The sequence below is a fragment of the Microbacterium sp. Z10_103 genome, assembly GCF_058310455.1.
This window is the reverse complement of record NZ_JBZEGK010000001.1, coordinates 3,414,411-3,426,291: the sequence shown is the minus strand read 5'-3', so window position 1 is coordinate 3,426,291 and position 11,881 is coordinate 3,414,411. Positions and strand designations below refer to the sequence as shown.

Below are 11,881 nucleotides of genomic sequence, written 5' to 3'. Positions count from 1 at the left end.
CGGCAGGGCGGGTCAGTCCGCGATCAGGCGGGCAGAACCTGCGGCGACCTCGACGAAGACCCGGGCGGATGCGCCCGAGACCGTGCGCAAGCCATTGTCCAGGTCGCCCGCGGCGACATCGGAGCGGACGTCGTAGTCCTCGTCCGGCAGCGTGAGGGCGAGCGATCCCGCGCTGACGGACACGCGCACCTCGGAGGGCGCATCGCCGCCCAGGCGCGCGACCATGTCACCCGCACTGAGCTGAAGATCAGCATCCCGGACGCCGTCCACCTCGATGTCGGCGCGGCCGGCGGCGACTTCCGCACTGAGGCTCTCGGCGCTGCCGCTGATCTTCATCTCGCCCGCTCCCATTCCCAGGTCGAGTTCACCGAATGCCCCCTCGGCCGTGAGCGAACCGGCGCCCAGGTCGAATTCGGCGTCCGTGCCCTCGAGCTCGGCCGGAAGCGTGAGGACCCCGCGGCCGTTACCCACGCCGAACCACGAGACGAAGAAGGCGCGGGGCGTCTCGACCCGCAACGCGTTGCCGTCGCGGGTGAACGTCCACGCTCCCCCGCCCGAGTCGCGGACCTCCAGCGTGGCCTTCCGCACGTCGTCGAAGCGAACGTCGAATGAGGCCGCCGAGACGTCCACGCTGAGCTCGGTCACACCGTCGGTCGCGAGGGACCGGGCCTCCGAGGAGGCGGTCGCCGACGCGGCGGTCGAACGGATGCCACCCCATGCGACGGCCACGAGGACGCCGACACCCAGGAGGGCCGTGAGGATCGTGATGACGCGGGCCGCGGCACGCTGCGGCTGAGGAGCGTCGGGGCCGGCCGCGGGGAGAGGCGGCGGGGTCGTGGTGGTGCTCATCGTGCTGCTCCTGTCTGCGGCGCGGATCCGCCGTGTTCGATGTGGACGAGCGCGGCCTGCACCCGGCGGTTGCCCGACTCGTCCTGCTCGAGCCCGAGCTTCTGGAAGATCGCCGTGATGTGCTTCTCCACGCTCGCCTCCGAGACGAACAGCGTCGCCGCGATCGCCTGGTTGGATTTTCCTTCGGCGATGAGGGCGAGCACCGAGCGTTCGCGTTCGGTGAGCCGCTGCATCCGCTCGTCGCGGCTGCGACGGCTGAGCAACTGCGCGACGACCTCGGGGTCGAGGACCGTGGCACCGGCGCCGATGCGGACCACCGAGTCGAGGAACTCCGACACGTCGGCGACGCGATCCTTCAAGAGGTAACCGAGGGCGCCGCCGCCGGCGGAGATGAGGTCGCTCGCGTAGCGCTCCTCGACGTACTGAGACAGCACCAGCACCGGCAGATCCGGATGCTGCGCCCGCAGCCGCGCGGCGGCCCGGATGCCTTCGTCGGTGTAGGTGGGCGGAAGCCGCACATCGAGGATGCACAGGTCGGGCTGGGTCCGGGTGACCGTCTCGTCCAGCGCCGCAGCGTCGGGGAGAGCCGCGACGACGTCGTGACCGGCGTCGACGAGGAGGCGGACAAGGCCTTCGCGGAGGAGAACGCTGTCTTCGCAGATCAGGATGCGCACGGAACGCTCACCTCCAGCGAAGTGGGCCCGCCGATGGGGCTGTCGAGGCGATAGGTGCCACCGGCGCCGAGGATGCGGTTCGAGATGCCGTCGAGGCCGCCGCCGGGGAGGATGCGCGCGCCCCCGATGCCGTCGTCCTCGACACGGGCCCAGAGCGTGCCGTCTTCGCGGCGGCGCACGGCGACCCGCACGCTGCTGGCGCGGGAATGCTTGGCCGCGTTCGTCAGGGATTCGGCGATGGCGAAATACACCGCGGCTTCCGCACTCCGTTCGCAACGACCGTCGATGCGGACGTCGAGGTGCACCGGCACGTGCGAACGGGCGGCGAGCGCTGAGAGCGCGGCATCCAGTCCTCGGTCATCCAGGACCGACGCGTGGATGCCACGGGCCAGCTGCCGCAGTTCGGTGATCGCGGACTTGGTGGAGGTGTGCGCCTCTTCGATGAGCGCCTTGGCGGCGGCGGGGTCGTCGTCGATCTTCTGCCGCGCCAGGCCGAGGGTCATCCCGACGGAGACGAGCCGCGGCTGGACGCCGTCGTGCAGGTCGCGTTCGATGCGCGTGCGCTCGACGTCCGCAGCGCGCACGGCACCGGCCCGCTGCTGTGCGGACTGCCGCGCCTGTGCCGTCAGTTGCGCCTCGCGGGAGGGCACCAGGATCAGGCGCGAGAGCACGCCGTGCAGAATCGCCAGCGCGACGAGGCCGGCCAAGGAGAGGAGTGCGAGGATCGGCCCGACCACCGGCGCCCATCCGGCGGGGATGTCGATGCCGGTGTTCCACAGCCGCGCGATCCCGGCGTCGGCGTACAACGGTGCGAAGGTGAGGGCGAGGCCGGATGCGGCGACACCGGCCAGCGCAACCACCACGAAGCCCAGCACCGTCGAGACGGCGAAGTTCGCCACACCGCGCCACACACCGGGGTCGATCGCCTGGCGCCAGAACATCGACAGCACGCCGGCGAACCCGGGGCGGGGAGGGCGCTGCACGGTCAGCGGCGGGATCGAGAAGCCGTACAGACCCTCGATGCGGGCGCTCTCCAGCCACGCCACCGCCCACAGCAGGTAGACGAGGGCGACGAGGAAGAGCAGGCCGATACCGAGGACGACGACGAGACCCAGCCCCGTGCCGAGCAGGGTGAACAGCACCGTGAAGACGACCGGTCCGACGATGCCGAGGGCCGCCAGCTGCGCGACCGCGGCGAGGATCCGCGGCGGAGAGGCCACTTCGCGGCGGCGGGAGGGGGGAGGCGCCACGGGGGCCGCCGGGGATGGTGCGGCTGCCGGGGAGGCAGCGGTCTGCGAGGTCATGCTCCCACGGTAGGACCGCGGCTCGGCCGTGTCCCCCGTGTTCTCCGGAGCCCTCGTTCGGGTTATCCCGAACGCCCCGCCCTGCCATCCGGCGGAAGCCCCCGGGGTCGCGACCGCGCGAGGGTCAGGGGACGCAGGCGGAGGCGGGCTCCGACGCCTTTCCGTTGGCGCGGCGTGTCAGCACTTCGATGCAGGTGGTCCCGGAGGGGTCCGGTGGTACGACCACGGTCGTCTCGGACACCTGCGCGAGCGCCGGGTCGCCCCCACCGCGCGTCACGACGCCCCAGAGGTACGCATCGCCCTCTTCCGGCTCCGGGTTGACCCACGTGAACACCACACCCTCGGGGGTGACCGTGCCGGCGAGGTCGGCCGGAGGAGGCGCCGCGACAGGGATCACGTCGATCGGCTCGTCCGTGGGTTGCGCGGTCGGTGTCGGATCGCCGCCACCCCCGAGTACCGCGGGGAGCGCGAGCGCGAGGATCACGACGACGACCAGCACGAACGCCCCCGCGGCCACGCCGAACCACAGGCCCCGCCGTGACCTCGGGGCCTCGGGCGGGCCGGATGCGGCGTCCGCGGGCTCGGCGGCGGACCCGACGGGCGGGGTCGGCGGAGGCAGCGCGGTCGACGCCGACGGCAGGATGGGAGACCCGGACGGCATGCGCGGAGCCGCCGACACGCGTGCTGCGGTGCCGGCCTCGGGCGCGATCACGGAGGGAGGGCGGAGGCGAGTGGCGTCGTCCTCCCGCGCCGAGCGCCGGGTAGCCGACTCCGGCGCCCAGAGATCGGGCCGCGGCGACGGCGGCCGCGTGGGACCGGCCGCCGTCGCCGTCTCGGGATCGATGCTCACAACCCCGCGCACGCGCGTCAGCCCGTCGTCTTCGTCGTCGACCACGCCGTCGGCCGAGCCGTCGTCGAGGATGTCGATCGGCGTCACCCCGTGCGCGAGTTCGATCTGCACCTTCTGCAGGGCGCGGGCGAAGGCCAGCGCGGTGTCGTACCGGTCGGCGGGGGACTTGGCCATCGCCCGTTCGAGGACGCGCGACAGCGATGGTGGGGCATCCGGCCTGCTCAGCGGCGGGAGCGGCAGCGTCTCGATGCGTGAGATGAGGTCGGCTCCGCCGTTCCGCTGACCCGTGAGCTCGAACGGTGAACGTCCGGCGAGCAGGCTGTACACCGTGGCCCCGAGCGACCAGACGTCCGCGCGCGCGTCCCCGCCGGGCACCTCACCGAGCGCCTCCGGCGGTGACCACGGGATCGACAGTCCGCCGGCGTCACCCCCGCCGGTGGTGGACGCGATCCCGAAGTCCGTGAGGGCCGGTCGGTTGTATTCCGTCACGAGAATGTTGGCGGGTTTGATGTCGCGGTGCAGCACCCCGGCGCGGTGCGCGGTCTCCACCGCAGCGCCGACCTGCACGCCGACGCGCAGCGCCTCAGCCACGGAGAACGGCTCACGCCGGTACCTCGCCTGAAGGTTGGGCCGCGGGCAGTACTCCATCACGAGGTACGGACGACCGTCGTCGGCGATCGCCGCCTGGTGGATGGTGACGATCGCGGGGTGCGTGGAGAGCATCGCCATGACGTTCGCCTCGGCGGTGAACGCCGCGATCGATCCGCTGGTCATCCGCTCGGTCAGCAGGACCTTGACGGCGACGCGGCGGCGAGGAAGGTGCTGTTCGTAAAGGAAGACGTCGGCGAACCCGCCCGAGCCGAGCAGTTCGAGATAAGTGAATCCGGGAAGCTCGGGAGGTGCCTGTGGGGCGCGACGCGCACTCACGGAGCGTCCTCGACCGCGACGGTCACGCCGTCACCGAGGTCGAGAACGTCGCCCGCCACGACGATCGTCGGCTCGCCGGGGTGCAGCCGCACCGGCTCCGACCCCCGGCGCAGCAGCGTCGTGCCGTTGGTCGTGTCGAGGTCGGTGGCGAGGATGCTGTCACCTTCGACGCGGACCTCCAGGTGGTTTCGCGAGATGTCCTGTTGCGGGCTGTCGACGGCCAGGAGGTGCGGCAGGTCGGCGCCGCTGATCCGGGTGGAACGGGGGCGCCGGCCGATGATGACGGTGCGATCGAGCAACACGCTCTGACCCGTTGAGGCGCGCAGCAGTCCGGCAGCCGAGGGCGGTGCCGGAGCGGAGAGCGGCGGGGCGACCGGCGGCAGCTGCCCGGAGGCGCGCAGGGCGCGAGCTTCGGCGAGCGTGATGGTCGCGTCGTCGGATGCTTCGTCCCCGTCGCCGCGGATGATCGTGGACTCGACGTCGTCTGGGAGTTCCGGCACGGCGCTGTCCGCGACGTCGTCGGGACCTTCGGGTACGGGCGTCCCTGCGACGGGGGTGGGGAGATCGGGCATCGCCGCGGGTTCCTGCGGCTCGGCCGCGCCACGCGGCGGGGCGGTCACCGGCGGGGCGGTCACCGGCTCGGCGGGCACCGGCTCGGCGGGCACCGGCGCTGGGATACCGGCCACCGGCACAGACGGCTCCGGGGCGGACGCCACCGGCGCAGACGGCTCGGGTTCGGCCGCAGGAGAGGCCGCCGCAGGACCGTGCACCTCGGCGACGCTGTGCGGCTGAACGGGCTCGATGGGCGCAGCGGCGCGGGACGCGGCATCCGCCACCCCGGCGCGCGCGCCTGAGCCTGACCCGGTCACCCCCGCGCCGGCGTCGCGGGAGATCACGACGCGCGCCGCGGCAACGACCCCGTCCCGGAGCGGGAGCTGGGCCGTCGCGTCGGACGCGTCATCCGGGCCGATGGTGAGCGCGTCGGCCGACCGGATGCTGCGCTCGGTCCACGTGGATGCTCCCGCGCCATCCACCCGTTCCGCGGCCGAATCCCCGTCGACCGACACGGAGAGGTCGCCGCGCACGGCCACCCGCCACGTGCCGTCCTCGTCCAGCGCGACGGCGAAGGGCGGAACCGAAGACAGCGGTCCGCCCGCGGCCAGCGCGTCGACGACGCCGGCCAGGCCCGCAGCGCGGCTGAGCTCCTGCCACACGGCCTCGGCCACGGCATCCGTCGCCCCCTCACCGAGCAGGGCGACCGCGGACGGCGCAACGACGGCGCGCAGGGTTCCGGGGGTGTAGCGCACGACGGTCATCAGAGTCCTCCTCGGGCTCGCGCTCCCGCGCGCGGCAGGGTGTCGCCTTCGATCTCGCCGATCGGCGCGGTCGGGACGGTCTCGTGGCGATCGCGGACACCGCGGATGCGCACCGACAGCGCATCAACGACGACGGCTGTCACGTTGTCACGTCCTCCGGCGGCGACGGCCTCGCGCACGAGCCGCTCGGCCGCGGACTGCGGCGACCGCTCGGAGCGGAGAATGTCGTCGATCCGCGCGGAGTCGATCTCGGTGGGCAGTCCATCGGAGCAGATCAGGATGCGATCGCCTTCCTCCGCCGGAAGCAGCCAGAAGTCCGGTTCGCTGTCGCTGCCCGCCCCGATCGCGCGCGTGATCACATTCCGTCGGGAGTCCTGGGCCGCCGAGGCGGCGTCGAGCTGCCCGGAGTCGATCAGCTCCTGCACCACGGAGTGGTCGACACTCACCTGCTCGAGCACTCCTTCGCTGAGCCGATAGGTACGCGAGTCTCCCAGGTTGACGGCCAGCCAGTAGCCCTCACCGTCGATGTCGGCGATCGCCACCCCCGCCAGGGTCGTTCCCGCACCGGCACCGGCACCTGCCGGGAGCGTGTCCACCCGGTCGCGTGCCTGCCGGAGCGCCGTGTGCACCTCCGCGACGGTCAGACTTGCGCGGCCGGCGAGTGTCGTGAACTGGTCGATCACCGTCGCGCTGGCGATCTCACCGGCCTGGTGGCCGCCCATGCCGTCGGCCACGAGGAACAACGGCGGTGCGGCGAGGAACGCGTCTTCGTTGAGCGAGCGTCGGCGACCGACGTCGGTGGCGGCGCCCCACGCCACCTCGACCGGCGCATCCGGCGATCCCGCGTGCGTCTTGTCGTTCACGGCGCCTCGCTCACGGTCAGGCGGCGATCGCCCAGCTCGAGCCGGTCGCCCATACGGAGGGGAACACGTTCCCCTGGCTGGAGGGAGGTGCGCGCACCGCCCCGGATGAGCACCGTGCCGTTGCGCGACCACCGGTCGGACAGCCATGCGCCGGTGTCATCGCCGCCGACCTCGAAGTGGGTCTTCGACAGCGAGAGGGTCTCGTCGCGCACGACGACCGTCGGACAGGGACCGCCGAAGGGGTCACGACCGAACACGGTCCGACCGTACACTGCCACCTGCTCACCCGTGTCCCACGTCAGCACTGCGACCGGGGTCACGACTCGTCACCGGCCTTCCGAGGCGGGCGGATGCGGCGCACCAGCGCCGCGCCGCGGGTGACGATCGGGTCCAGCCGACGTCGCCAGTCGCCCGGCTCGCGCGGCGCCCGTGTCGCGCCCGGCGCGCGCGGCGTCCGGGACGCGATCGGCGTCCGGGACGCGATCGGCGACCGGCGCGCGATCGGCCGAGCGACCCGGCGGTCGGGGAGGGCGAATCGGGTGCCGGCGAGGAGGGCGCGGACGTCGAGCTGCGCTCTCAGCCGCCGCCAGAACCCCACCCGCTTGCTCATGCCGCCGACGATGTCATCCACCTCGCGCCAGAACTCGTCGATGTCCTCCGGGGTCGGGTCGGCAGGTCCGAAGACCTCTGCGTCGGCGCGGCGGGCGAGGGTGCGCACCTGCGGCTCCTCGAACGCCGCATCCACCACCGCCGCATCCTCGGTCCGCGTGCCGCCGCGGCGTACCGGCGTGCCGTAATCGCTGGCGCGGTCGACGAGCTCGTCCCAGCCGCCGCTGATGCGGTCGGCCGGACGTTCGGCCTCGCGGCGCTTGCGGCGGCGGGCGGCCTTCAGGGCGCCGATGATCACGAACGGCGCGAGGAGCACGATCAGCACGCCCAGCACGCTGGCGAGGACGAGCGCGATGAGCCCGAGGATGCCCAGCAGCGGGTTCTCCTCGTCTTCGGTGCCGCGCTCATCGGGCACGGTGGGCGGCAGGTCGACCGGTTCCTGCTCGGGCGGCGGGGGCTGGAGCACCTGCGGCTTCGGGTCGGCGCGCGGCTTGGTGGTCTGGTCGGTGGGAACCTGATCCTCGGGCGGGGTGGGGTCGAAGCGCACCCACCCCGACTTCTCGAACGCCACCTCCACCCACGCGTGCAAGGTCTCCCCGGTGGCGGTGAACGTGCGCTCGGTGGCGTCTTCCTCCGGGTAGAAACCCATCACGACCCGCGCCGGGATGCCGAGCTGGCCTGCCAGCAGAGCCATCGTCACCGCGTACTGCTCGTCGTCGCCGACCCACTGGTCACCCCGCAGCAGGGTGGAGATGCGCTCCGCACCGTGCCCGGCACGCGAGAGCACCTGGCCCTCGAGGCCGTGGCTGAAGAAGCCGTCCTGCGACAGCGTCTGTTCCAGCGCCCTGGCCTGCTCGATGGGCGAGGAGGCGTCTGCCACGATCTCGGAGGCGATCTCAGCGAACTCCGGTGGCACGCCCTTCTGCTTCGGCATGCGCAGCGGCGCGAACGCCTCGTCGGCCAAGCGTTCGTCACTGGGGTCGCCGGGAAGGACGGTCTCGAGGGTGTACGTGTCGCCCTTCGACAGCCGCGAGGTCGCGACGGCGGTGCCGGTGGCGTCGTTGTAGTACGTGGCGCGCCGGAGCTCTTCGGCCCGGTCCCCCTCGAAGGTGATCGAACGCACGGCTCCCGCATCCGGCACCCACACCCCGCCGAGCCCGGCGATCTCGATCGTGAGGGTGGCCGGTGTGCCCTCGGCGTCGGGCGACATGACGCTCCGCACCGGTGTGAAGGCGCTGGAGGAGCCGGCGCCGTCGTCGGCCACGTTGAAGACGGTGCCGTTGTACGCATCCATCGTGGCGAGGCGGATGCGCGCACCCTCGGGCAGTCCGGATGCGGTGAACAGCGGCTCGTCCGGGAAGTCGCGGACGAGTCCGCGGAAGGCCTGCAGGGGGCTGGGGTACTGCCGCACGTCGAACGGCGGGATGATGACATCCCGGAGGATGTACCGAGGACCGTCCGGCGCGGCGAGGGCGCTCGTGGAGACCCCGATGCCCGTTGCGACCGCCAGCACGGCGGCACCGGCGACGATGCGCCGAGCGGTCATCCCCTTGGGTTCGCCTCCTTCACCCACCGACACGGCCGCGCGCGCGGGTTGCCACGCCTGGCGGACGGCGAGCCATCCGCCGGCCACGATCGCCATGACGACGCCCTGGAGGAGAGGCGCGGCGGGTTCCGCCGTGCCGAGTGCGATCTGCACGGCGAGGTAGACGACCGCCGGAAGCAGGGCCCACATCGGGGGGCGGGCGCGAAGCGCGAGACTGCCGACGAGCACCGCCGCCACGAGGGTCAGGAGGTAGGGCACGATGCCGTGGCTGTCGCCGGTGCCGACCGGGGCGACCGTCGTCAGCAGCTCCTTCCACGACGTGACCACTCCCACCGCGAGGCGCTGCAAGGACTCCAGCGTCGGGATGACCCCGAGGAACCCGGTGTGCGGAACGGCGAGCGCGGTTCCGAAGACCACGTACGCCCCGAGGGTCGTCGCGGCCAGCGCCAGGATGCCCCATCGCCGCCAGGTGCCGACGGCGGCGATGGTCAGGCCCAGGACGAGGCCGCCGACCGCGGGAAGCAGGTAGGCCGGTCCGCCGAAGGTGGGCCCGAAGCCGGCGATGCCGACGGACAGCAGCAGGGCCGACGCGCCGAGATCCAGCGCCCACCGCCGCACCTCCAGACCGCCGATCGTGACGGGCGGCGCGTCCGGGTTCCGGCGCGCGAGACGGAAGGGGAAAGCGGGAGCGGTCATGCGAACACCCGCCGGAGGGCGCCGGGCAGCTGATCGAGCGCACCGATGGAGAGGACGTCGGCATCGGCGATGCGCCGCAGGCTCGGGGAGTCGAGAGTCGTGTCGGCCACCACGGCGAGCACGCGGGCGCCATAGGGCAGACGCGCGCACGCCATGCGCAGGCGTGCGGCATCCACGGAACTTCCGCACACGAGCACGACCACACTCGCCAGGGCGAGGGTGGCGGCGACGTGCCCGGCGAGGTCGACGATGTCTCCCGTGCGTCCGCGAGCGTAGGCGAGCCCCGACAGGGCGTCGAGGAACTGCTTCCCGGTGCCCGCCGGCAGCTCGGCACCCTGCACCCGCACCTCGACCCGTTGCGAGTCGCGTAGAGCACGAAGTCCCAGCGAACCGGCCGCCGAGATCGCCAGCTCGAACTCCTCCGGGTCGGAGTAGTCCCCGGCGTTGCGCGACAGGCCGATCACGAAGTGGGAGCGGCGCGTCTCCTCGTATTGGCGCACCATGAGCTTTCCGGTGCGCGCCGTCGAACGCCAGTGGACGTTGCGCCGGTCGTCACCCGGCTGGTACTCGCGAAGAGCGTGGAAAGAGATGTCGTCCCGGGAGAGATCGGTGGCGGGGAGACCCTCGAGGTCACGGAGGAATCCGAGCGATTGCCCGTCGAAGAGCACCGTGCGCGGATGCACGTAGAGGTCGACCGGTTCGTCGCGACGGTGAACCCGTTCGAAGACGCCCAGAGGGTCGCCGCGGACGACGCTCACCGGACCGACGGCGAGGATCGCGCGACGCTGGGTGGGGATGGCGAAGAGCTCTTCGGCCTCCTCGCCCGGCGCGAGGCGCTTCACGGCGAACTCTCCGCGGCCCGCGCCGACCGGCAGGACGACGCGGGAGGGGAGGATCGCGCGAGTTCCACTGTTGGCGAGCGTGAGGGCACCGACCGCGCGCTCGCCGACGACCACCCGCGTGCGCGTGAGGTCGAGGCCGACGTCGTAGTTGGTGCGGCCGATGAGGAAGAGCGCACACAGGACGGCGAGGGCGGCGAGGACAGTGGCTGCCACGGTGAGTTCGTGCCAGCCCAGCATCCGCCCGGCGATCCACAGCACGATCGCGCCGATCACGACCACCCACCCGAGGGGTCGCACGACGCCCAGAACCTCTCGCGCCCCGCGCAGCACGCGCGCCGCAATCGGGGCTGCGACCTCGCGCAGCGCCGTGCGGGTCGTGCCGGCGGGAACGGTGGTCCCGAGCGTCTCGCCGGTCATCAGGCCGCGGACCTCGCCTGCGGCGCAGCGATGGCGTCGAGGGTGCGCGCGATCACCGTCTCGGCGGTGACGCCGCTGAACTCGGCCTCGGGGTCCATGACAAGACGGTGCGTCCAGACGGGCGCAACCAGAGCCTTCACGTCGTCGGGGACGACGTAGTGGCGGCCCTGCGATGCCGCGCGTACCTTGGCGATGCGCACCATGGCGAGGGATCCGCGCACCGAGACACCCAGGCGCGTGGCCGCGTCGGTGCGCGTGGCTTCGGCCAGTTCGGCGATGTACCGCAGCACGGCCGGCTCGACGTGCACAGTCGCCCCCAGATCGGCCATGTCGGCGACGGCCGCGGTCGTGATCAGCGGCGACAGGCTCGCCGATGGGTTGCGATCGGCGGAGCCGGCGAGGATCCGCTCGGCGACGGCCAGGTCGGGGTAGCCGATCGAGGTCTTCACGAGGAAGCGGTCGAGCTGGGCCTCGGGGAGCTTGTACGTCCCGGCCTGCTCGATGGGGTTCTGCGTCGCGATCACCAGGAATGGCCGGCCCACCTCGTGGGGTACGCCGTCGACGGTGACACGCGACTCCTCCATGACCTCCAGGAGCGCGGACTGGGTCTTGGGGGACGCGCGGTTGATCTCGTCGGCGAGGAGGATCGAGGTGAACACCGGACCCCGGTGGAACTCGAACTGATGGCTCGCCTGGTCGTAGATCGTCACGCCGGTGACGTCGGAGGGGAGCAGGTCGGGGGTGAACTGGATGCGGCTGCTCGTGCCCTGCACGGTAGCCGCGAGCGCCTTGGCAAGGCTCGTCTTGCCGGTTCCGGGGGCATCCTCCAGGAGCACGTGACCTTCGGCCAGCATCGCCGACAGCACGAGTCCCACCACCTCGGGCTTGCCGATGAGGGCGCGGTCGACGTTGTCGACCAGGCGCGTGAAGGTGGTGTGGAACCAGGCGGCCTGGTCAGGGGTCATGGTCATGCGGTCATCCTCGTTCT

At 72.3% G+C, this 11,881-nt stretch carries 10 protein-coding genes; all 10 read right to left on the bottom strand.

All coding sequences use genetic code 11. The features are described from left to right. Positions 1-12 precede the first annotated feature (12 nt). A complete protein-coding gene (locus tag AC4FS2_RS16575) occupies positions 13-849 on the bottom strand; it encodes a DUF4097 family beta strand repeat-containing protein (protein WP_491154987.1) in 837 nt (278 codons plus the stop codon). Then, the gene (locus AC4FS2_RS16570; protein WP_491177773.1) at positions 846-1,523 is read right to left on the bottom strand and encodes a response regulator; all 678 of its coding nucleotides are present in this window, start codon (positions 1,521-1,523) and stop codon (positions 846-848) included. Before AC4FS2_RS16570 ends, AC4FS2_RS16575 begins: the two co-directional genes overlap by 4 nt. Then, entirely contained in the window at positions 1,511-2,827 is a 1,317-nt protein-coding gene (locus tag AC4FS2_RS16565; protein WP_491177771.1) for a sensor histidine kinase, read from the bottom strand. Before AC4FS2_RS16565 ends, AC4FS2_RS16570 begins: the two co-directional genes overlap by 13 nt. 124 nt (positions 2,828-2,951) lie before the next feature. Further along, complete coding sequence (locus AC4FS2_RS16560) at positions 2,952-4,604, bottom strand: serine/threonine-protein kinase (protein ID WP_491177769.1); 1,653 nt, start codon at positions 4,602-4,604, stop codon at positions 2,952-2,954. Further along, on the bottom strand, positions 4,601-5,920 hold the full coding sequence (locus AC4FS2_RS16555; RefSeq protein WP_491177767.1) for an FHA domain-containing protein: 1,320 nt from the start codon (positions 5,918-5,920) through the stop codon (positions 4,601-4,603). Before AC4FS2_RS16555 ends, AC4FS2_RS16560 begins: the two co-directional genes overlap by 4 nt. Beyond that, positions 5,920-6,783 carry a PP2C family protein-serine/threonine phosphatase gene (locus AC4FS2_RS16550; RefSeq protein ID WP_491154994.1) on the bottom strand — a complete coding sequence of 288 codons (864 nt, stop codon included), beginning with the start codon at positions 6,781-6,783 and terminating at the stop codon, positions 5,920-5,922. The genes AC4FS2_RS16555 and AC4FS2_RS16550 overlap by 1 nt, the downstream gene beginning before the upstream one ends. Further along, on the bottom strand, positions 6,780-7,103 hold the full coding sequence (locus tag AC4FS2_RS16545; protein ID WP_491177765.1) for an FHA domain-containing protein: 324 nt from the start codon (positions 7,101-7,103) through the stop codon (positions 6,780-6,782). The genes AC4FS2_RS16550 and AC4FS2_RS16545 overlap by 4 nt, the downstream gene beginning before the upstream one ends. Continuing rightward, on the bottom strand, positions 7,100-9,634 hold the full coding sequence (locus AC4FS2_RS16540; protein ID WP_491177763.1) for a transglutaminase TgpA family protein: 2,535 nt from the start codon (positions 9,632-9,634) through the stop codon (positions 7,100-7,102). Before AC4FS2_RS16540 ends, AC4FS2_RS16545 begins: the two co-directional genes overlap by 4 nt. Then, positions 9,631-10,893 (bottom strand): DUF58 domain-containing protein, encoded by a 1,263-nt coding sequence (locus AC4FS2_RS16535; protein ID WP_491154998.1) that lies wholly within the window; start codon positions 10,891-10,893, stop codon positions 9,631-9,633. The genes AC4FS2_RS16540 and AC4FS2_RS16535 overlap by 4 nt, the downstream gene beginning before the upstream one ends. After that, complete coding sequence (locus AC4FS2_RS16530) at positions 10,893-11,864, bottom strand: AAA family ATPase (protein WP_491155000.1); 972 nt, start codon at positions 11,862-11,864, stop codon at positions 10,893-10,895. Before AC4FS2_RS16530 ends, AC4FS2_RS16535 begins: the two co-directional genes overlap by 1 nt. Positions 11,865-11,881: the final 17 nt, after the last annotated feature.